This is a genomic window from Exiguobacterium sp. s132, from assembly GCF_018617235.1.
Taxonomy (GTDB): Bacteria; Bacillota; Bacilli; order Exiguobacteriales; family Exiguobacteriaceae; genus Exiguobacterium; species Exiguobacterium profundum.
On sequence record NZ_JACSJU010000001.1, the window covers coordinates 101,776 to 123,470 of the forward strand.

The following is a 21,695-nucleotide window of genomic DNA, read 5'->3' on the forward strand; positions in this document are numbered from 1 at the left end:
ATGACTGCAAGAGAAGAATTAGAATTGATTGTTAAAGCGGCTGACGATAAACGTGCCGAGGAAATCGTTGTACTCGACATGGAAGGGATTTCGCCAATCGCAGATTACTTCGTTATCTGTCACGGGAACTCGGAGAAGCAAGTCGAAGCGATCGCACGTGAAATCAAAGACGTTGCTGGCGAAAACGGCTTACCGCTCCACAAGTTCGAAGGAATGGACACGGCACGTTGGGTCCTCGCTGACCTTGAAAACGTCGTCGTCCACATCTTCCATCGTGATGACCGTGATTACTACAACCTAGAGAAATTGTGGGCTGACGCGCCACACGTCGAAGTGGAAGTCGGCTAATGGCTTACGAAGGATTCGCCTATGTATACGACGAGTTGATGAAAGACGCGCCGTATGATGAGTGGGTCGCTTTCGTGCGTCGTCACGTCCAAGATGGCGCGACACTCGCGGATGTCGGGTGCGGGACCGGGTCGGCGACGATTCGCCTCGCTGAACATTACGATGTCATGGGGATCGACTTATCCGAGTCGATGCTCGAAGTCGCACAAGAAAAGGCGCTCGAGGCCGAAATCGAGTTGCCGCTTTGGGAACAAGATATGCGTGAGTTGGAGTTACCGGAACCGGTCGATGCGGTGACGATTCTTTGCGATTCCCTTTGCTATTTGGGAGACGAGGCGGACGTGATTGATACGTTTGTATCTGTCTACAATCAACTCAAACCAGGCGGCTTGTTCATCTTTGATGTCCATGCTCCGAACAAGATGCAGACGCTCTTCAACCAAAAGACGTATGCGTCAAACGGAGAAGATTGCTCATATATTTGGTTTGCCGACCCGGGAGAAGCCCCGCTGTCGGTCGTTCATGACTTAACGTTCTTCGTCGCGCTTGAAGATGGGACGTATGAACGAATTGAGGAGACACATGAACAACGGACGTATGAACCAGGGCAGTACATGCAATGGTTGATTGGTGCCGGTTTCCATGTCAAATCGGTCACCTCTGATTTCACCGAACATGCACCAGGAGCGGATGCCGAGCGCATCTTCTTCGTTGCCCAAAAATAAGCAAATCCCCGATTCTGACGAATCGGGGATTTTTGTCGTTATGCTTCGTGGCTGAACTGCCACTGGACGCCGAACTGGTCTTCGAGCATGCCGTACGCCTTGCTCCAAAACGTCTCTTGAAGCGGCATCAAGACACGTCCGTTCACAGAGAGCGCCTCGAACTCACGATGGATGGCCTCGAGGTCGTCTGTGACGACAGCGAGCGTGACATTGTCCCCGAATGTGACCGGTCCGTCAGGCATCGCATCAGAAAACATGAGCGATGAGCCGTGAACCGAGAGTCGGGTATGCAGCACAAGATTGGCCATTTCACTCGGCACCGGTTGACCGTCTGGACCAGGTTGATCACCGAACGTCATAATGTCTGGAACGGCGTGGTTGAACACATCGGCATAAAAGGTTACGGCGTCTCGACAATTCCCATTAAAGTTGAGATACGGATTGATCGGCATAGCAAGTTCCTCCTCGAATTCATAATATTAATTATAGAACGTATGTTCGTAAATAGCAAGAGAGTCCAACTAAATTCAATTGTGTGGTTGAACACGATTCAGAGTTGGGAATAGAGCATATAGAGAACAAACTAGACGAAAGAAGGCGAAGCATCATGAAGCTCACGAAAGGACGTATCCTCGAATTTGGATTCGTCTTGTTCATGGCGATCATACTTATCACATCAATCATTGAAGAATCATGGTTCGATGCGAGTGTAGCGGGGGCCGGAATCATTTCTGGGCTCATCCCGTTCTTCATTGAAAAGACGTTTAAAACAGAACTCGATGGCAAGATGAAGGTGGCGTATATCCTGTTCTTGTTTGCCTCCCAGTATTTAGGATCGATTGTCGGACTATACGGGAATGGATGGTGGGACACGTTCCTTCATCTCTTAAGCGGAATCTTTCTCGCATTCCTTGGATTCGACTTCTTCAGTAGGCTCGATGATGACATTCGGACCGAGATCCCGAAACGATTTTTGTTCGTATACATTGTCGTCTTTTCCATGGCTGGGGCGGCGCTTTGGGAGATGTATGAATTCACATCTGACGTCGTCCTGAACACGACGATGCAAGGGAACGGGAATGACGATACGATGGTCGACATCATCGCGGGGTCCCTAGGCGGTATCTTGGCAGCATTTTTCGTCGTGACGCTCCATCAACGTGAAAAATCCAAACAAAAGAGACATATGAAAAAAAGTTCGTGATTCAAGAGCTTTTTATTTGTAATCATTCTAATCTTTGATTAATATCAAGATTGTAATGATTATAAATAATGGGAGGCAATCATATGGATCAACACCGTCAACTAACTACTAACCAAGGCGTACCAATCGGGGATAACGCCAACTCCATCACTGCGGGTCGTCGGGGCCCGACGCTTCTCGAAGACTATCAACTAATTGAGAAATTAGCGCATTTCGATCGTGAACGAGTACCAGAACGTGTCGTTCACGCGAGAGGCGCAGGGGCGCATGGTGTCTTCACTGTAAAAAATAGTATGAAACGCTATACGAAAGCCGCATTCTTGCAAGAAGAAGGGCAAGAGACGCCTGTGTTTGCGCGCTTCTCGACCGTCATCCACGGATTAGGTTCACCGGAGACGCTTCGTGACCCACGCGGTTTCGCCGTCAAGTTTTACACGGAAGAAGGGAACTATGATTTCGTCGGAAACAACTTACCGGTCTTCTTCATCCGTGACGCGATTAAATTCCCGGACGTGATTCACTCGCTCAAGCCGGACCCACAAACGAACCTTCAAGACCCGGACCGCTTCTTCGACTTCATGTCGCTCACACCGGAATCAACGAACATGCTCGTGCATCTCTTCAGTGACGAGGGAATCCCAGCATCGTATCGCCACATGCGAGGGTCATCCGTCCATTCCTTCAAGTGGGTGAATGAATTCGGCAACACGGTGTACATAAAGATGCGCTGGGTACCGAAGCAAGGGATTCAAAACTTGTCGATGGAAGAAGCGGCGAAAATCCAAGCAGAAGACTTCAACCATGCGACACGTGATCTGTTCAACGCCATTGAAAATGGAGACTATCCGGAATGGGATCTATATGTACAGATTCTCGACCCAGCGGACATGGACAACTTTGACTTCGACCCGCTCGATGCCACAAAAGATTGGTTCGAAGATGTCATCCCGTATCAATTGGTCGGAACGATGACCCTCAACAAGAACGTCGACAACTTCTTTGCCGAGACTGAATCTGTCGGCTTCAACCCGGGTGTTCTCGTTCCAGGGATTCAGCCGTCGGAAGACAAGATGCTCCAAGGACGACTCTTCTCGTATTCGGATACGCAACGTTACCGCATCGGACCGAACTATCTCCAACTCCCGATCAACTGCCCGTTCGCTCAAGTCGCGAACAACCAGCGTGACGGGGCGATGCCGTTCAAGCAACAGACGAGCCCGGTCAACTACGAGCCGAACCGTTACGAAGACGCGCCGAAGCCGAATGCGGACTATATCGAGACGCCGCAACCGATCACAGGCGTGACGGGTCGTCAGAAGATTGAGAAGACGAATGACTTCGGACAAGCCGGAGAGGTGTATCGTCGCTATTCTCAGGAAGAGAAGGATGCGCTCGTTCGTAACCTCGTGGCGCATATCAAAGAAGTTCGTCACGAGAAGACCGTTCTCCTCTTGATCTGCAACTTCTATCGTGCGGACCGTGAACTCGGAGAGCGTCTCTCGAAAGAGTTGAATGTCGATCTCGCACCATTCTTGAATCAAATGTCGAACTAAACACGTAACCGCGGTCTTACACCGCGGTTTTTTTCTATGCGAAAAGACGCCTCTCTCGTGGAGAAACGTCTCGTTCGTCATAGTTATTCCCCGACCATCCCGTCACCGTCTCGGTCGTCCATGTATTGATACAGCCAATGGTCACGCGTGATCGGCATCTCGAATCCGGCGTTCTTTGCTTCTTTGATTGTCACTTGTCCGTTTCCGTCAAGGTCGATATCGGATAATTCCCGTTCCTCGACTGGTTCCGTCGTCACTGCAGGAGGGGAATCATCCGTCAATCCGAGCGATTCGTTCACTTCCTCCGGATCCACGTTATCATACGTATCGGTGACCGTATTGCCCCGTACGGTATACGTGTATTGGTAGCGGGAAGGAATCTGAGTCGTCGTGTTCGGATAGGTGATGATGGCTTCGAAGTCTTTCGCCCCGCCAGCCTTCCGGATGACATCTTCCATGAATGCCTGGTCGCCGTAACGGTTGAGTGCGCTGTTTTGTGGCGTGATGTTATAGGCGTTCGAGACACCGCCAAGTGAATCGGCGATGATATGGCCTTCGTCGAGGTTAGGGTCTTCGACACCCGGAACTTTCGCCTCGTCTGCATAATAGCGTCCTGAAGAATTGACGTCTTCGGTCTCGTCGTTTTGAAGAATGATCTCATCAGCAATCACGCGAACCAGTTGACCGTGTTCGTTCGTGAACGCCCAGTACTCTCGGTCGCCAAAGCCGATATCGACGACGACATTCGCCTCCCGTGTGCCGGACTGATCGCCGCCATCGACCTCGATCTTCGTATAGCCTTCAAATACATCGCCTTCAGATTTAGGGGGCTCGGTGGTTTGTTCCTCTTGTACAGGTTCCTTTTCAACTGTTTCTTCGGTTGACGTCGACGTCGAGACACTCACGTCGGCATCCGTGCAGCCTGAGAGGAATAGCACCCCAAGTAGGAATGGGATGTAAAATGGTATTCTTTTCATCTATATCGCTCCTTATTCGAAGTTACGCTATCGTATTTACTATGTAGCTTATAATGATAGCATAAGAAAACGAAATGTGAGCGTCCTCCCTTCAAAATGTGCCCGATGGATTCCTCTCATTTGTGGATTCAGATAGCTTATGCCAAGATTGAAAAAAAGGGGGAAGAACGTATGAACGAAGTGATTGAGACCTTATTGAACCACCGTTCCGTCCGCGATTTTACGGACGAGAAATTGACAGACAAACAAATCCAGACCATCGTCGAGAGCGCACAACGGGCATCGACGTCTAGCTTTATCCAGGCCTACTCCATCATCGGGGTGACCGATGAAGCGAAAAAGAAACGACTCGCTGAGATTGCGGGCAACCAGAATTACGTGGTCGAGAACGGTCACTTCTTCGTCTTTTGTGCGGATTTGCATCGCCATGAGGTGATTGGTGAACTGCAAGAAACAGAAGTGTCCGCAACACTTGAGACCGATGAGAAACTGCTTGTCGCTGTGATCGACGCTGCACTTGCCTCACAAAATGCTGCAGTGGCGGCAGAGTCGATGGGGCTCGGAGTCTGCTATATCGGTGGCATTCGGAACGACCTCTTTGCGGTGAAAGAAGTGCTCGCATTGCCGGAACGGGTCATTCCGCTCTTTGGCATGGCCGTCGGTGTACCGGCTTCAGTCGAAGATCAAAAGCCCCGTCTACCGTTCCATCATATCTACCATGAGAACGCATACGAGGCGAATCCAGAACGGATCAAACAGTCACTTTCGGATTACGACGCGTTGATCCATGATTACTACATGGTCCGGGGATCGAATCCGCGTAAAGACACGTGGACTGGCCAAATGGGACGCATGTTGTCGAAATCGACACGTCTTGACGTCAAAGACTTTTTGAAAGCACAAGGCTATTTGAAGCAATAAGATAAACCGCCGACAACTCTTTGTCGGCGGTTTTGTCATGTTCAATTCAATTGGGCGTCGAGCCAATTCTTGTCGATGGCACCAAATTGCTTCGCGATGATCACACCCGATTCATCGAGCACATACGTCGTCGGCATCGCTTGAATCCGATACGCATCTCCGACTTGGCCGTCACGGTCATAGACGACGGTAAATGCGTCTTCATACGGTTCGACGAACGAGACGGCATCGGCGGGGTCGCGTTCACTCGTCGTCGTGTTGACGGCGACGATGGTCACGTCATCTCGCTCTTTCGCGAACGCCGCCATATCCGGCATCTCCGCCCGACAAGGCGGGCACCAGGACGCCCAAAAGTTGACGACGACGCGCTGACCATGTAGTGAAGTTAAGTCGAATGTACTCCCATCGGTTCGCTGTAATTCGAACGAAGGGGGAATTTGCCCGATGTTCAAACCGGTTGACGCCGTCTCTGTCGTGACAGATTGTGTCGCTTTCTCTGGCAGGACAGCATTCACGACCGCGAGAACGACCAGGACTCCGACACTAATTTGAATCACTTTCTTTGAAGGGCGGGCGAGATAGACCGTCAATCCGAAGAGGACGAGGGCGATGACAATTATCCACCATTGAATCTGTCCGACCGCATATGACTTAAATAGCCAGATGCCGGATGCACCGCATACTGTCCAAAGAATGTTTCCACGAGTCGGTTCATGCATCCAGCGCCACGTCGTTCCGAGTAGCAGAAAAATGAGCATGGCGCTCCATAGATGAATCGGCTGGTCGGAAAGGTTCAAAATCGTCCCGTATACTGGAACCGCGAGTGTCATTCCGAACCAAATGAGGAGTCCGCTCAGCACCCAATACCCTAAAAGGTTCCGGTCGAGTCGATAGACGAACCAAAGGACGACAGCAGCTGCAATCCATTGAGACCATACGCCTCCTGTGGCGTAAAGAGCGAGCGATAGGTCACGTGTCGTCAACAGACCGATGACGATGGCACTTCCTTTCCAGGCAAGAAAACCATAGAACCATGTCCCGATGACGGCTTCACGCTGTTTACTCGACAACCCGAGAAAGCGGAAGATGCCGTAAAGGACGGCAAGGCTTAGTAAAAAGATGAGTAAATCGAAACGAATGTTGAGTGGACCGATGGCGACCACGTCTTTCCCTCCTAAACAAAAGGCGCCCCTCTCGAAGCGGGCGCCATATTCATAGTCAGTATAGCATTACTTGATTTGTTGAGCGTTCAAGACAGTTTTCATCGCGCCGTAGCCACCGAGGATATTGTGGATATCTTTGTAGCCGAGCGATTGAAGGACACTTGCCGCCATGCGTGAGCGGACGCCTGACGCACAATGCACCGCAATCGTTTGGTCTGTCGGAAGACCTTCGTGGTCACGTGCGAGCTTACCGAGCAAGATACGTTCTGCCTTTTCGTAATGGCTCGCGTTCCATTCTGTCGCGTTTCGAACGTCGAGGACGAACACGTCACCTTTTTCAGCAGCTTCAATCGCTTCTTCTGCCGTCACGTCCGTATACGTTTCCGTCAAAAGTGATGCATCGAGTTCTTCGACTGGGACGATGAAGCGAAGACGGTCGAGACCGATTGATTGGAGGTCCGTTTGTACTTGATCGACGTTTTCTGCACTTGCGATAACCGTGATGTCTTTGTCGAAGTTGACGAGCCAGCCTGCCCAAGAGACGAACTTGTTGTTGTAAGGGATGTTGATTGTCCCTGGTACGTGACCATTTGCGAAATCTTCACCTTTACGTGTATCGACGACCTGTGTCTCTTCGACGAGTGTATCGAGCCGGTCCGACCCGACGACTTCAGGACGAGCGATATCCGTCGTCACTTGAATGCCTTCTTTGTTTACTTTCTTCATCATGGCGAAGTAGTTCGGCGGTTCTGGTTGATCCGTCGTCAATTCTTTGATGAAGGCATCTTTGTCCGTCATTTGAAGCGCCCAGTTCGTCGCTTTCTCGTAACCGACCGTCGATGTTGGGATCGCACCGAGTGCTTTCCCGCAAGCACTACCTGCGCCGTGTCCTGGCCAGACTTGAACGAAGTCAGGAAGTGCCATGAATTTTTTGAGTGAATCAAACATTTGTTCCGCACCGATTGCCGTCGTTCCTTTCACACCGGCTGCTTCTTCGAGAAGGTCAGGGCGACCGATATCTCCGACGAAGACGAAGTCTCCTGTGAAGATCCCCATCGGTTGTGTCTGGTTGCGGTCATAAAGAAGGAACGAAATATGTTCCGGTGTGTGACCAGGTGTGTGCATGACTTCGAGTGTCACGTTTCCGATCTTGAACGTGTCGCCTTCTTTGACGAGTTGTGCGTCGATTTCTTTCGCGAATGCATACTTCCAAGAAGCATCACCTTCGTCTGATAGATAGGCTTTCGAACCTGTGCGCTTCGCGAGTTCGAGTGAACCGGACACAAAGTCCGCATGGATATGCGTCTCTGCCGTTGCGACGATGTTCATGCCTTCTTTTGTCGCTTCTTGAAGATAAGGCTCGATGTTACGGGCCGGATCGATGACGATCGCTTCTCCCGTCATTTGGCAACCGACCATATATGAAGCTTGTGCTAGTTTCTCATCATAAAAATAACGTAATAGCATATAAATTTCCCCCTATGAGTAAAGTAATCGTTTATTCGACTTCGCCTTGCCAGCTCATCATCCCACCGTCGACGTTCGTGACGTCGAATCCGAGTGAGTCAAGATAAGCAGATGCGTTCATGCTGCGTCCACCGGCTGCGCAAATGACGTGAATCGGTTTAGAGCGATCGAGCTCATCGACTTTTGCTCCGAATTCAGAAAGTGGTACGTTTTTCGCTTGTTTGATGTGACCTCCAGCATATTCATCCACCTCTCGTACATCGATGAGGTTGAGTGAGTCGTCAGCTTGAAGTAACGCTTCTAATTCAGTAGTCGTAATCGTCTTCATGAGTCTTTGATCTCCTTTTCATGGTTAAGGTTTTTGGCAACGAGAATGTTTCGTTGGCTTTAATATACCCCCTAAGGTATAATGAGCGCAAGTGAAAAGAATTGGAGGGGAAAATATGAAGAGGATTTCCTTATTTGTTGGGATTTTGGTTTTAATGGCGATTTTTATCTTTGTAATCACATCAGGAAAGGATGAAATTACGAAAATTGACGTTAAAACTCTACAAAACAAATTGGAAAACGAGGAAATAACGCTTCTTGACGTAAGAGAAGCGTCTGAATACGAGGGGGGGCATATCGAAGGGGCAGTGAACGCACCACTTTCTTCATTAGATGCAAACCAACTGTCGTATCCGAAAGACGAACCAATCTACGTCATTTGTCGAAGCGGTAACCGAAGTGCCCAGGCGGCTAGTCAATTACAGGCTGCTGGCTATACGGAAATCTATGACATATCAGGCGGAATGATGGCTTGGGAATCGATTGAATAAGTAGAGAATACGAGAGCAAATGGAGGAGTTTATATGGAGCTCGGGTTTATCATTACAATTTTTCTAATTGGATTTATCGGGTCGTTTATTTCAGGGATGGTCGGGATTGGTGGATCGATCATCAAGTATCCGATGTTGTTATACATTCCACCGATTCTAGGGTTTGCCGCTTTTAGCGCGCACGAAGTATCCGGAATTAGTGCCATTCAAGTCTTCTTTGCGACAATCGGTGGGATTTATGCCTATCGTAAAGGTGGATACTTAAACAAGCAGTTGATTCTTTACATGGGGGTGTCGGTATTAATTGGTAGCTTCATCGGTGGATACGGATCGACGATTCTTTCGGAAACGATGATCAATGTCGTCTATGCCGTACTCGCAACGATTGCCACCATCATGATGTTCTTGCCGAAGCCGAAAGTGGACGACATGCCGCTTGATCAAGTACAGTTCAACAAAGTGATTGCAGCAAGTTCAGCATTCGTCGTGGGAATTGCGGCAGGAATCGTCGGGGCAGCGGGAGCCTTCATTCTCATGCCGATCATGCTTGTCGTCTTACGCATCCCGACGAAGATGGCGATTGCGAGTTCCCTCGCCATCACCTTCATCTCGTCGATTGGCTCGACGTTCGGTAAAATCATCACCGATCAAATTGTCTGGGGTCCGGCCATCATTATGATTATCGCGAGCCTGATTGCCGCTCCAATCGGGGCGAATGTCGGGAAGAATATGAATACGAAAGCACTCCAATGGATTTTAGCGCTACTCATCTTAGCGAGTACCATCAAAATTTGGAGCGACTTAATCGCATGAAAAAATCACGACGCCTATTTTCTGGCGTCGTGATTTTTGCGTTATTTCGTAATGAAATAGTAGAGAAGTCCTAGCCCGATAAACGAGACAGGGAGCAAGATGATGTAGAGCCAAGAAACCATCGACCAACTCTTCTTTTGACTGTACGAGGAGCGGTCTTTCCCGAGCCCGACCATGATGGTGAATATGAGTGCAATCAAACAAACGAGCAATGCTAATCCGATTGTGAGAGCCATAATATCACATCCTTCTTAAATGCTGTCACCTTCATCATATCGCATACAGTTGGGAGACTTTTGACAGAATGTTGAGGTTGTGTGACAAAGGTGAGGGAGAAGCGTCACACAAATCGAAATGCGTAAGAAAAAACCCTTTTGATTTTACGGAATCAAAAGGGTTTGATTGTTTATTCTGCAAACGTTTTACTGCGGAACATAAATGCCGTGATGAGATAGAAGGCGATGATATGAAGGGCGACATAGAAAATCGAGAAGCCCATCGTAGCGTCCATCGCTTTCATAAACTCTGGGTTGACGTCATAGATTGAAAGGTCTGTATGCAAGAAGACAATCCATTTCGCAAGCTCAGGTTTCCAAGCGACAAGAAGACCGCCGATGATACTTGAGGCGAAGTTTGCGAGTACCGTGAAACCGATGACGACGCCGACCGACTTGAAGACGACCGAGAACATGAGCGTCAAGAAGATGATGAAGATCGGTCCGCTCACACTGATGAGGATCGGACGGACGACATCCCATGTGACAGAGCCATCTAACGTGAGTGAGAACCCGAACGCGACGACTAAGATGAAAATGAATTGAAGCAACATGACGAGGACGGCCATGACGAGCTTCGACAATAAGATGCGGTCGCGAGAGTACGGGCTCATCAACAGGTGTTTCAACGTATCAAATTTCAATTCGTTCCCGACCATCTCTGCCGTAAAGACAATCGTAAAGATACTCAAGAAAGCGATGGCACCCATCGTTGAAAATTCAAAGAACGATGCCGCTTCTGGTGTCCCTTCACCACTGGCCAATACAGCGTATACGATGAGGATGATTGCCGTATACACGCCTAGGGCGACGTATGGTTTAATCGTACGACGCCATTTCATCCATTCATTGCTGAGTAATGAACGCATTGTTCGTACCTCCTTCTTTTTTCGTCAATTTCAAGAATTGTTCTTCGAGCGACTCGTGTTTCATGCCAATCTGATAGACGGCGATATCGCGCTCGATTAATTGTTTCAGTAAGACCGGAATGTCTGTCTCTTGACGCGGTACGATAAACGACTCGGCAGACTGCTGGACGATTTTCACATCATCGAAGGCGAGTGCTGCGACGTCAAGTGCCTCGTTCATCTGCTCCTTGGCAACTTTACAGAGGATGACGCTGTCAGCCTTCGTCTGTCCGTCTTCCACTGACTTGATTTGTCCTTGGTCAATGATTGCGAAACGGTCGGTGATCAATTCCATCTCGCTCAATAAATGGCTCGAGATAAGGATGGCGATTCCGCGGTGGTCCGCAAGGTGGCGTAAGTAATTCCGAAGGTCGGCGATCCCAGCTGGGTCAAGACCGTTCGTCGGCTCATCTAAGATGAGCACTTTTGGGTTATGCAACAAGGCACGGGCAATCCCGAGGCGCTGTTTCATCCCGAGTGAGTACTGTTTGACTTTCATATCGAGCTTTCCGTCGAGTCCGACGAGGGCACCGAGTGCATTCAAGTCGACTTTTTTCAAGTTCGGAATCAAGTTCATCGCATGAATCAAGTTTTCCCGGCCCGTCATGTACGGATAGAATGCAGGATTCTCGACGATGGCCCCGATTCGGCTGAGCGCTTCTTGGCGGTTGTTCGCCACGTCATACCCATCGACTGTCACGGTCCCGTGCGTCGCAGGCATGAGGCCTGTGATGATTCGAATAGTTGTCGTCTTCCCGGCACCGTTCGGTCCGAGGAATCCGAAAATTTCTCCTGGAACGACGTCAAAGCTGACATTTGTCAATACCGTTGCTTTTCCCATCTTTTTATGGACATTTTGTACGGATAACATGTGGTCACCTAGCTTTCTGTTAAGAGTAATAGTGTAATGCCTACACTCCCTATTACGGGGCTGTTTGAAATAAGGTTTCATCTTTTTTTGAAATTGTTGAAACAAATACATCAAGACACAATTTATCGATAAGCAAAACTTATTGAAATAGTATGGACGAATTGTGAATTTGTAAGGGTCTTTCTGCGACGAAAGGTGTAGTATGAAGTTGAGCGTAAGAGGCAAGATTTGGTTTTGTTCACCAGGGTAGGAGAAAGGTGAACTGCTTCGGGCTACATGTTAAAATGAAAGCGTTCACAGATTGAACGTTTAGGAATGGATAAGGGGGATTTATTCAATGGGAGAGTCGTCGAATGTTCACGAGAAATCGCAAGCATTTTATGGTCCTAACTTAGGCTACATCATTGAACTGTACGAACAATATTTGGAAGACCCATCATCGGTCGATGAAGAAACGCGTCGATATTTTGACGAATTTGGGGCACCGGAAACGTCGTCACCGACAGAAGTGCCGGTCTCGGGTCCATCGTTTGATTTAGAGAAGGTCGTCTCGGCGACACGGCTCATCAACGACATCCGTGCTTTCGGTCATAAAGCAGCTGATATTTATCCACTAAAAGATCACCCGCGCGAGCAGGAACTATTCGAACTGTCACGCTATGATTTGACAGAAGAAGACTTAAAACAAATTCCGGCCCGCCTTTTATCAGACGATGCACCAAAACCAAACGCGAGCGCCTTAGAACTATTCCGTCACTTGCTTGACGTTTATACAGGAACGGTCGCCATCGAACTCCGTCATTTAGATGACATGGAAGAGAAGAAGTGGATCCGTCGTCAAGTCGAACAAGGGGCGTTACAGCAAACCTTCTCGAAAGAAGAAAAAGTCGAGTTGTTCAAACGTTTGGCTGAAACCGAACTGTTTGAATCATTCCTTCATAAAACATACGTCGGACAAAAACGCTTCTCAATCGAAGGATTGGATGCGATGGTGCCACTTCTCGATGCGATGGTCGGAGGCCTCATTTCGAGCGGTTCGGAACATATCAATATCGGAATGGCCCACCGTGGACGTTTGAACGTACTTGCCCATGTTCTCGGCAAACCGTACGAGATGATTTTTGCGGAGTTCCAACACGCGCCGAACAAAGAATTGATTCCATCTGAAGGGTCAATCGGCATCAACTTCGGTTGGTCAGGCGATGTGAAATATCACCTCGGTCTTGACCGGAAAGTGGTCGAACAGCAAAAAGAAGTCCGTCTCAACTTGGCGAACAACCCGAGTCACCTCGAGTTCGTCGGGTCGGTCGTCGAAGGATATACACGTGCCGCACAAGATGACCGTTCTGAAAAAGGATCGGCTGTACAGCACGACGATTTGGCAGCCTCAATCTTGATCCACGGAGATGCGGCCTTCCCAGGACAAGGTATCGTCGCGGAGACACTCAACATGACAAACTTGACGGGTTACCGTACAGGTGGGACGGTTCACGTCATCGCCAACAACACAATCGGTTTCACAACGGACCCGAACGATTCGCGGTCGACGCGTTATGCAAGTGATATCGCCAAAGGCTACGAGATTCCAGTCTTCCATGTCAATGCGGATGATCCGGAGGCATGTGTTGCCGTCGCGAAGTTGATTAGTGAGTATCGTGCCAAGTTCCATAAAGATATCTTGGTCGACTTGATCGGGTACCGTCGTTACGGTCACAATGAAATGGACGAACCGATGAACACGAACCCGGTCCTTTACAAAGCCATCAAAGGACACCAGTCCGTCCGTCACGTCTATGCTGCACGACTTGAGGAAGAAGGCATCATGACGAAAGATGAGAAAGCGCAAATTGAACAAAAAATCGAACAAGCCTTGAAGGCAGCACGTGATCTCGTTCCTTCTGAAGAAGAAGATGCAGATATCGTATTACCGGATGCGGTTCATAAAGGATTCCCGAAAGTCGACACGAGCGTCGAACGGGAATTCCTCACGCAATTGAACGAAGAGTTACTGAACTGGCCGGAAGGCTTTGGTGTCTTCCATAAGCTTCAAAAAGTGCTCGACCGTCGCCGTGACGCGTTCAGCGAAGGTGGGAAAATTGACTGGGGTCATGCGGAAACGCTCGCCTTCGCGTCGATTCTTTCAGATGGTACGCCGGTCCGCTTGAGCGGTCAAGATTCAGAGCGTGGAACGTTCGCCCAACGGAACATCATGTTGAACGATGTCGAATCAGGTAAAAAATTCTCGCCACTCCATGAGTTGTCGACGGCGAAAGCATCATTCTCGGTCTATAACAGCCCGCTCTCAGAAGGTTCGGTGCTAGGATTTGAATATGGCTATAACGTATTCGCACAAGATACACTCGTCCTATGGGAAGCGCAATACGGTGACTTCGCGAACTCGGCGCAAGTCATGTTCGACCAGTTCATCTCAGCGGGACGCGCGAAGTGGGGTCAAAAATCAGGCCTCGTCATGCTCTTGCCGCACGGTTACGAAGGACAAGGGCCGGAGCACTCAAGTGCACGTATGGAACGCTACTTGACACTTGCCGGGGAGAAAAACTGGACGGTCGCAAACCTTTCGTCTGCGGCACAATACTTCCATATTCTTCGTCGTCAAGCAGAGATGCTCGGGAAAGAAGAGATTCGTCCGATGATCATCATGACACCGAAGAGTCTGCTTCGTCACCCGCTCGCCACGTCACCAGTCGAGGCGTTTACGGAAGAGAGCTTTAAACCAATCGTCGAACAGCCAGGTCTCGGGGAAAACACAGAGAAAGTTGAACGTCTTGTTTTCTGCACAGGGAAAATGGCGATCGACCTCGCGGAAGCGGTCGGCAAGTCAGAAGAGTCACTCGACTTCTTGCATATCGTCCGTGTCGAAGAAATCTACCCGTTCCCGGTTCGTGAGATTCGTGACATCATCAGCCGTTATCCGAACGCGCGTGAAATCGTCTGGGTTCAAGAAGAACCGAAAAACATGGGAGCTTGGACATATATCGAGCCTCGTTTAGAAGCGGTCACAACGAACCGACTCGATGTCCGTTATATCGGCCGTCGCCGTCGTTCGAGTCCGGCTGAAGGGAATCCGACAGCTCATAAACAAGAACAAGCACGCATCATCCGTGAAGCACTCTCTCGTGACGTCGTCTCGAGCGGTGCAGGCACGAGCACATATCAAAAAGATCGTAAATAAGTTAAGGGGGAACTCATTGTGATCGAAATCAAAGTACCGGAATTAGCAGAGTCCATTACGGAAGGAACGGTCGCGACATGGCTCAAACAGCCAGGCGACCAAGTCGAAAAAGGGGAAGCAATCGTCGAGCTCGAGACAGATAAAGTCAATATCGAAGTCCCGGCTGACGAAGCGGGTGTGTTAGAAGAACAACTTGCCGGAGAAGGGGACACGGTTCAAGTCGGTGAAGTCATCGCACGTCTCGGTTCAGGTTCTGGTGGCGGAACGGCTGTCGCGACGAAGACGAAAACGGAAAACGCGACAGAAACGAAAACAGAAGCACCGACTGAGAAAAAGACAGAGTCTATTGAAGAAGGCAAGAAAGTCGAGAAACGTGAAGAGCACGTGGCGAGCCCGGGTAAAGGACCAATCGCGACACCGGCTGCACGCAAGCTCGCTCGAGAGAAAGGTATCGACCTTTCAGCTGTCCAAACGAACGATCCAATCGGTCGCATCAACGTCCATGACGTTTCAAAACATGAAGACAAACCAGCCGTGAAAGAGCAGAAACCAGCTGCTGCCACTCCGGCACCACAACCGGCAGCGAGTGGAAAAGAAGAAGAGCGCATCAAAATGACACGTCGTCGTCAAACGATTGCGAACCGTCTCGTCGAAGTGCAACAGACGGCAGCGATGCTCACAACGTTCAACGAAATCGATATGTCGGCGGTCATGGCACTTCGTAAACGTCGCCAAGAGAAGTTCGTGAAAGACAACGATGTCAAACTCGGCTTCATGTCGTTCTTCACGAAAGCAGCAGTGGCAGCTCTCAAGCGGATGCCTTACTTGAACGCTGAAATCCAAGGCAACGAAATCGTCTTGAAGAAATATTATGATATCGGGATTGCCGTATCGGCTCCAGATGGTCTCGTCGTTCCGGTCGTCCGTGAAGCGGACCGCAAAAACTTCGGGGAAATCGAGAAAGATATCCTTCACCTCGCGGACAAAGCGCGTAACAACAAGCTCGGGTTGAGTGATTTGACAGGTGGTACGTTCACAATCACAAACGGTGGCGTGTTCGGTTCACTCCTCTCAACACCAATCTTGAACGGACCGCAAGTCGCCATCCTTGGGATGCACTCGATTCAACTCCGTCCAGTCGCCATCGATGCGGATACAATGGAGAACCGTCCGATGATGTACGTGGCACTCTCGTATGACCACCGAATCGTAGATGGTCGTGAGGCTGTGACATTCCTCAAGCACATTAAAGACATGATTGAAGATCCAGAACAATTATTGTTCGAAGCGTAAGAACAGGAAGTACTCGCTCCTATATAGGGGCGAGTGCTTTTTTACGTCAGGTTTTAGAAAAAATCTTATTATAGTTTTTTTTGTTGAGTAAATATTTATGATGAAAATCAACGAGAAAAGACAATCGCGTCGATGCGATGCAACTGATCACCCATCAAAAAGTCTTGGCGACAGAAAAAGCGGGTGCCATCTCGATGACACATGAAAATCTGAAAGAGGTTCGTGACTATTTGGAGTTGTTGCGCGACAAGAATAAAATCAAAAACGATGACTATCTTCAACTCGGCGGAATCATTGAACGATGGGGACAAGCCATCTTCGATGAAATCGATAAAGAACAGGACGTATTGTTAGAGGAAATGTATGCTGTCATTGGATTCTTGAACGGACTGGCGACACGTGCAGAAAAAAGACGTGGATACGGAAACGGAAGAATAAGCAAAAGGAGTTCATAATGAACTCCTTTTGCATGGGGAAACGATGTCATGAGAGCGACTCATGGAAGGAAAGTTGGTGTTTCCCGTTCGCTTTTGACAGATATAATGCTTCGTCCGCTTGTTCGATAGCGATGTGTGGTGGTTCCGGTGGACTCCAAATGGACGCCCCGATACTAGCCCCGACTTTTACCGATACGATGTCTAGCGTAATCGGTTCAGAAATCATCTCGATGAGTGTGCTGCCGACCTCCCGAATCTGTTGGGTCGAACGCTCAGTCCTTGGGAACATGAGGAAGAACTCATCTCCGCTCAATCGGACGGGGTAAACCTCATCGATGGAAAGCGTCCGTAACCGGTGTGCGACCTCGACCAATACCTCGTCCCCGACCGCATGACCATATGTATCATTCACCGCCTTGAAGCCGTCGAGATCGAGATAAAAGAAGACGTACGGTTCTTGCGAGGTGTGTAGTTGATTCAGCTGTTCACGTAGGGCGACCCGGTTTGAAAGACCGGTCAGTGCGTCACGGTTTGCTAGTTTTTCAAAGTGTACCCGCTCCGATTCAGACTCTGTCAGGGAGGTGACGAGCGATTCGAGCGCGAACGCGAGCGACTCAATCTCTTCGATTCCTGATTGATGGGGGAACGTGTTCGCTTTCCCTTGTTCCATGAGCGAAGCCGTTTCGGTGATTCGCTTCAACGGTTTCGTCACGATCGAAGCGAGTAGCCAACCGAGTACAGCCGTCACAAGTGAGGCCAATAAACCAATCCATAGAATTCTCGTTTCAAGTGTCTCGACTGGTGCAAACGCGACTGCCGTCGGCTGACGGACGACGACCTGCCAACCAAGTCCAGGATATTCATCATATCCTTCTCCGATTGACATGCCTGTCAGATAGTCTTGACCGTCATCCCACTCTTTCACGGAGGCGTCTTCTGTAAAGGATACAGGGAGTGGTTTTCCGACCATGTCGTCTGGACCGAGGAGCACGACACTGTCTCGTTCACTGATGACGAATAAATCCGTATCATCGACTTGTTCATGAAGCGTTCGATTGAAATGTTCGAGTACTTCTTTCCCCCAGGCCCAGCTTAAATGAGTGGCAAGTACCCCTTGAAACGAGCCGTCCTGGAAAAGCGGGACACTGATATCGACGAATTGGAGCGGTTCTCCCGTCGGATTCGGCAATAATTCAGCTAAGAGAACTGCCTCGTGGACATCTCCGATAAATGGGGAATCTTGCGCTTCAAGATAAACCGGTCGTTCCGCAATCGATGCCCCTTCGAGAATCCCGTTCGTCGAAGCGACGACGGTCCCGTCCGCATCCGTGATGCCCATCCAAGAGAAGGCGGGGATGTTTGATTGGACTTGGTCGAGGAGTCGACGTGTCTCGTCTCGGTCTTCTAAATCGAGGCCTTGTAAGAGTTGGACTTCTTGATAGCGTGACCACATATAAAAATCGAGTTTGTCCGCCAATTGATGTGATGTCGTCGAGAGGCGTTCCCCGATTTCTTTCTCGAGCGCGTCAGATGCCCGGTGACTGATGAGGGAAGTGAGTGCGATCGTCAGTAAAAAGACGAGCGTGGCAATGCTGAGCGCCAAAATGAGTCCGAGGCGCATCGTAAAAGACTTGATCATGCGTAAATAAACCTCCTAAAGCTTGAATTAAAGAGAATTATGAAAAACGAGTCGATATCATGATAGGAAGAAGAGCTTCCGCTATAATGAAAGACGAGTCGAAAATAGATAGAGGTGAAGAGAATGAAAAAGAATCAATTGTTGGTCATCTTGACCATCGTCGCGGTCGCATTAATCGCATTGGTGTTCGTCTTACTCAACCAAGATGAGTCGACGACAGCTGAGCGTGGCGATCACGTCTCGATTGAAGGACAACCGACACTCGGAAACCCGGACGCAAAAGTATCGGTCGTCGAGTTCGGAGATTACAAGTGTCCTTCGTGTAAACAGTGGGGTGAAACGATTTACCCGCAACTGAAAGCGGATTATCTCGACAAGGAAGACGTCAGCTTCAGCTATATTAACGTCTTGTTCCACGGACAAGAATCGATCTTGGCATCCCTCGCTTCCGAGTCGGTATACGAGCAAGACCCTGAGTCGTTCTGGAAGTTCCATAAGGCGCTCTACGATGCGCAACCGGAATCACAACAACATGACAATGCGTGGGTGACCGTCGAGAAGCTGAAAGAAATCGCAGGCGAGACGACATCGGTCGACTTGGCGAAGTTTGAGCAAGACCTTGGGGAAGAATCGACCGTACTTGAAAAAGTCAGTACGGATGACGGTCTTGTAAAAGAGAACGGTGTTCAATTCACCCCGTCCATCATGATCAACGGCGTGATGCTCGAAGACCCGTTCGATTACGAAAAAATCCAAGAGCTGATCGAGCAGGATTTGTAAGATGAAATCATTTCTCGAAAAGTATGGGTTATACCTCGCTTGGCTCGTCTCGTTGACGGCGACGCTCGGCAGTCTCTACTTCAGTGAGATTCGGGAGTTCGTGCCATGTGAGCTATGTTGGATTCAACGTATCTTTATGTATCCGCTGACCATCCTCTTGGGAATTGCCGTCTTCACGGACGATCGGGCGGTTCGGAAATATGTGTTACCGCTTACTATCATAGGCGGTTTCGTATCACTTTACCATTACTTGGTACAGAAAGTGCCAGGTTTTGCAGAAATTCAACCTTGTGCACAAGGAGTTCCGTGTAGCGGTCAATACATTAACTGGCTCGGGTTCATCACGATCCCGTTCCTCGCATTGACGGCTTTCACGCTCATCACAATCCTCATGTGGAACGTCAAAAAGCGATAAGGAGTTGGCACGTGTGAAGAAATGGTGGATGATTGGTTTGACGACGATGCTCATCGTCCTAGCAGGATGTGGTCAAGAGATTGAGGATCCGCTCAACTGGGAAGTCGAATCGTTCGAATATACGAATCAAGATGAAGAAATGGTCAGTCTTGACGATTTAAAAGGGAAAGTGTGGATGGCGGATTTCGTTTTCACAAGCTGTGAGACAGTCTGTCCACCGATGACATACAATATGACAAAGCTGAATGAAGCGCTTGAAGAAGAGGGCGTCGAAGACGTGCAATTCGTTTCCTTCAGCGTCGACCCGACGGTGGACACTCCGGAGAAGATGAAAGAGTTTATGAGTGGCTATGACCTTGCGAAAGCAGATTGGCAGTTCCTCTCAGGCTACTCGCAAGACGAGATTGAAACGTTTGCCCAACAGAACTTCAAGGCGCTCGTCCGGAAGCCTGACGAAGGTACACAAGTCGACCACGGCACGTATTTCTATTTGGTCGACCAGGAAGGAAAAATCATCAAGGCGTATCCTGGTTTCCAAAACGTTCCGACCGAAGACATCATCAACGACATTAAAATCTTGCAAAAATCTTAACCGAAGACCTGCTCCACCAAACACGGGTGGGCAGGTCTTTTTGGTTTAAGAGAACTGCTATAATGGAATAAGCAGAATGCTCAATGAAGAGCACGCCATTTTTTGAAAGATAGGCGAATCAATATACTTTCTCGTATTGAAACGGCGAAGGCACGCTATAATCAATTCAACGAACTATTAGAAAAGAGGACCTACATGAAAAAGACGATGTTGCTCTCATTGGTTGGAATGGCGGCTGTCACCGGAACGATTCTGACACAGTACAAACCACTTGGACGAAAGCCGAAATCGCTTCAATCTCCGAACCGGATCAATGGAAAGTTCCGTAATCAATATGAGACACCGATGAACTTCTCTACGCAAGACATGGTGTCGATGGCGCGCGACTATCGTGATGTGACGTCACTGCGTAAGCCTACCGAACGTCTTCCGATCGTGCCAATCGATTTTGAGGAGAAGACGGGCTCGAGTTTCACAAGAATCTATTGGCTCGGTCATTCGGCGCTCATGGTACAAATGGACGGGAAGACGATGCTCGTCGATCCGATGTTTGGACGTAGCCCATCCCCACTCCCGTTCGCTAAAAACGAACGCTTCAGTGAAGACTTGCCGTTCGAACTCGAGGACTTGCCCGAAATCGATGTCGTCTTATTGACGCATGACCATTACGACCATCTCGATTATGGAACGATTCTTGCCATCAAAGACAAGGTCGCCATGTTCATCGTACCGCTCGGGGTAGGGAGTCATTTGAAACGATGGGGTGTCGGGGCAGAACGAATCGTAGAACGGGATTGGGGCGAGTCGTATGCGTTCGGGTCGTGGACATTCGTCTGTACGCCGGCGCGTCACTTCTCCGGTCGCTCGTTGACGGACCGCAACAGCACGCTGTGGGCGTCGTGGGTCGTCCTCGGTGAGACGGATCGGCTCTTCTTCAGTGGGGACAGTGGCTATGCTCCGCATTTCAAGATGATTGGCGAACAGTACGGACCGTTTGATTTCGCTGCACTCGAATGCGGGCAATATGATGTGCGCTGGCCAGACGTCCATATGCAGCCGGAAGAGACCGCGCAAGCGTTTCACGATTTACGGGCCGACCAAATGATGCCGATCCATTGGGGGGCGTTCACGCTCTCGTTTCATGATTGGTTCGACCCGGCAGAACAGATGTCGTCTCTTTTACCAAAAGAAGTCGTCCTCACTCCGAAAATCGGGGAGAGAATCACGCTCGACGGTCGGAATGATACGACGGCGTGGTGGCGAGAGCTCGAAGACGCAAACAAGCGATGACCTCGGTCACCGC

At 49.4% G+C, this 21,695-nt stretch carries 23 protein-coding genes; 14 read left to right on the plus strand and 9 right to left on the minus strand.

Annotated features, from left to right (window positions below; genetic code table 11):
- Positions 1–348 (plus strand): ribosome silencing factor, encoded by a 348-nt coding sequence (rsfS, locus tag KNO78_RS00540; RefSeq protein ID WP_015881000.1) that lies wholly within the window; start codon positions 1–3, stop codon positions 346–348.
- Entirely contained in the window at positions 348–1,073 is a 726-nt protein-coding gene (locus tag KNO78_RS00545; protein ID WP_214691211.1) for a class I SAM-dependent DNA methyltransferase, read from the plus strand. The genes rsfS and KNO78_RS00545 overlap by 1 nt, the downstream gene beginning before the upstream one ends.
- A 38-nt stretch (positions 1,074–1,111) precedes the next feature.
- On the opposite strand, the gene KNO78_RS00550 is transcribed toward KNO78_RS00545, so the two are convergent.
- Positions 1,112–1,525 (minus strand): VOC family protein, encoded by a 414-nt coding sequence (locus KNO78_RS00550; protein WP_214691210.1) that lies wholly within the window; start codon positions 1,523–1,525, stop codon positions 1,112–1,114.
- Between the two features lie 155 nt (positions 1,526–1,680).
- Here KNO78_RS00550 and KNO78_RS00555 point away from each other — a divergent pair, with 155 nt between their 5' ends.
- Together KNO78_RS00555 and KNO78_RS00560 are read left to right on the plus strand one after the other, a co-directional pair.
- A complete protein-coding gene (locus KNO78_RS00555; RefSeq protein WP_074037627.1) occupies positions 1,681–2,277 on the plus strand; it encodes a DUF2238 domain-containing protein in 597 nt (198 codons plus the stop codon).
- Positions 2,278–2,360: 83 nt separating this feature from the next.
- Positions 2,361–3,830: a catalase gene (locus tag KNO78_RS00560; protein WP_031421259.1), complete on the plus strand. Its 1,470-nt coding sequence runs from the start codon at positions 2,361–2,363 to the stop codon at positions 3,828–3,830.
- 83 nt (positions 3,831–3,913) lie between these two features.
- On the opposite strand, the gene KNO78_RS00565 is transcribed toward KNO78_RS00560, so the two are convergent.
- Positions 3,914–4,807, minus strand: coding sequence for a DNA/RNA non-specific endonuclease (locus tag KNO78_RS00565; RefSeq protein ID WP_214691209.1), 894 nt, complete (start codon positions 4,805–4,807; stop codon positions 3,914–3,916).
- Positions 4,808–4,978: 171 nt separating this feature from the next.
- Between KNO78_RS00565 and nfsA the strand changes: the two genes are divergently transcribed.
- Positions 4,979–5,728: an oxygen-insensitive NADPH nitroreductase gene (gene nfsA, locus KNO78_RS00570; protein WP_159561910.1), complete on the plus strand. Its 750-nt coding sequence runs from the start codon at positions 4,979–4,981 to the stop codon at positions 5,726–5,728.
- Between the two features lie 41 nt (positions 5,729–5,769).
- On the opposite strand, the gene KNO78_RS15680 is transcribed toward nfsA, so the two are convergent.
- The 3 genes from KNO78_RS15680 to KNO78_RS00585 form a co-directional block, all read right to left on the minus strand.
- Positions 5,770–6,891 (minus strand): TlpA family protein disulfide reductase, encoded by a 1,122-nt coding sequence (locus KNO78_RS15680; RefSeq protein WP_214691208.1) that lies wholly within the window; start codon positions 6,889–6,891, stop codon positions 5,770–5,772.
- Positions 6,892–6,957: 66 nt separating this feature from the next.
- On the minus strand, positions 6,958–8,358 hold the full coding sequence (locus KNO78_RS00580) for an MBL fold metallo-hydrolase (RefSeq protein WP_214691207.1): 1,401 nt from the start codon (positions 8,356–8,358) through the stop codon (positions 6,958–6,960).
- A 31-nt stretch (positions 8,359–8,389) separates the two neighbouring features.
- Positions 8,390–8,686 carry a rhodanese-like domain-containing protein gene (locus tag KNO78_RS00585; RefSeq protein WP_015881009.1) on the minus strand — a complete coding sequence of 99 codons (297 nt, stop codon included), beginning with the start codon at positions 8,684–8,686 and terminating at the stop codon, positions 8,390–8,392.
- Between the two features lie 115 nt (positions 8,687–8,801).
- Here KNO78_RS00585 and KNO78_RS00590 point away from each other — a divergent pair, with 115 nt between their 5' ends.
- Together KNO78_RS00590 and KNO78_RS00595 are read left to right on the plus strand one after the other, a co-directional pair.
- The gene (locus KNO78_RS00590; protein WP_251125222.1) at positions 8,802–9,176 is read left to right on the plus strand and encodes a rhodanese-like domain-containing protein; all 375 of its coding nucleotides are present in this window, start codon (positions 8,802–8,804) and stop codon (positions 9,174–9,176) included.
- 33 nt (positions 9,177–9,209) lie between these two features.
- Complete coding sequence (locus KNO78_RS00595; RefSeq protein WP_214691206.1) at positions 9,210–9,989, plus strand: sulfite exporter TauE/SafE family protein; 780 nt, start codon at positions 9,210–9,212, stop codon at positions 9,987–9,989.
- 41 nt (positions 9,990–10,030) lie between these two features.
- Here KNO78_RS00595 and KNO78_RS00600 read toward each other — a convergent pair whose 3' ends face one another.
- From KNO78_RS00600 to KNO78_RS00610, 3 genes are all read right to left on the minus strand, one after another.
- Positions 10,031–10,225, minus strand: a complete 195-nt coding sequence (locus KNO78_RS00600; protein WP_214691205.1) for a hypothetical protein — start codon at positions 10,223–10,225, stop codon at positions 10,031–10,033.
- A 170-nt stretch (positions 10,226–10,395) separates the two neighbouring features.
- The gene (locus tag KNO78_RS00605; RefSeq protein WP_031421269.1) at positions 10,396–11,133 is read right to left on the minus strand and encodes an ABC transporter permease; all 738 of its coding nucleotides are present in this window, start codon (positions 11,131–11,133) and stop codon (positions 10,396–10,398) included.
- Positions 11,111–12,043, minus strand: coding sequence for an ABC transporter ATP-binding protein (locus KNO78_RS00610; RefSeq protein WP_074037619.1), 933 nt, complete (start codon positions 12,041–12,043; stop codon positions 11,111–11,113). The genes KNO78_RS00605 and KNO78_RS00610 overlap by 23 nt, the downstream gene beginning before the upstream one ends.
- A 337-nt stretch (positions 12,044–12,380) precedes the next feature.
- Between KNO78_RS00610 and KNO78_RS00615 the strand changes: the two genes are divergently transcribed.
- The 3 genes from KNO78_RS00615 (at position 12,381) to KNO78_RS00625 (ending at position 16,984) form a co-directional block, all read left to right on the plus strand.
- Entirely contained in the window at positions 12,381–15,236 is a 2,856-nt protein-coding gene (locus KNO78_RS00615; protein ID WP_214691204.1) for a 2-oxoglutarate dehydrogenase E1 component, read from the plus strand.
- 18 nt (positions 15,237–15,254) lie between these two features.
- Positions 15,255–16,529, plus strand: a complete 1,275-nt coding sequence (gene odhB / locus KNO78_RS00620; RefSeq protein ID WP_031421273.1) for a 2-oxoglutarate dehydrogenase complex dihydrolipoyllysine-residue succinyltransferase — start codon at positions 15,255–15,257, stop codon at positions 16,527–16,529.
- A gap of 137 nt (positions 16,530–16,666) precedes the next feature.
- Positions 16,667–16,984: a DUF6241 domain-containing protein gene (locus tag KNO78_RS00625; RefSeq protein WP_214691203.1), complete on the plus strand. Its 318-nt coding sequence runs from the start codon at positions 16,667–16,669 to the stop codon at positions 16,982–16,984.
- Between the two features lie 28 nt (positions 16,985–17,012).
- On the opposite strand, the gene KNO78_RS00630 is transcribed toward KNO78_RS00625, so the two are convergent.
- Entirely contained in the window at positions 17,013–18,605 is a 1,593-nt protein-coding gene (locus KNO78_RS00630; RefSeq protein WP_214691202.1) for a diguanylate cyclase domain-containing protein, read from the minus strand.
- A 123-nt stretch (positions 18,606–18,728) separates the two neighbouring features.
- Between KNO78_RS00630 and KNO78_RS00635 the strand changes: the two genes are divergently transcribed.
- From KNO78_RS00635 to KNO78_RS00650, 4 genes are all read left to right on the plus strand, one after another.
- On the plus strand, positions 18,729–19,385 hold the full coding sequence (locus tag KNO78_RS00635; protein ID WP_074037614.1) for a DsbA family protein: 657 nt from the start codon (positions 18,729–18,731) through the stop codon (positions 19,383–19,385).
- Position 19,386: 1 nt separating this feature from the next.
- Entirely contained in the window at positions 19,387–19,800 is a 414-nt protein-coding gene (locus tag KNO78_RS00640) for a disulfide oxidoreductase (protein WP_047795569.1), read from the plus strand.
- Between the two features lie 13 nt (positions 19,801–19,813).
- Positions 19,814–20,392, plus strand: a complete 579-nt coding sequence (locus tag KNO78_RS00645) for an SCO family protein (RefSeq protein WP_031421282.1) — start codon at positions 19,814–19,816, stop codon at positions 20,390–20,392.
- 195 nt (positions 20,393–20,587) lie between these two features.
- Positions 20,588–21,682: an MBL fold metallo-hydrolase gene (locus KNO78_RS00650; RefSeq protein ID WP_214691201.1), complete on the plus strand. Its 1,095-nt coding sequence runs from the start codon at positions 20,588–20,590 to the stop codon at positions 21,680–21,682.
- Positions 21,683–21,695 lie beyond the last annotated feature (13 nt).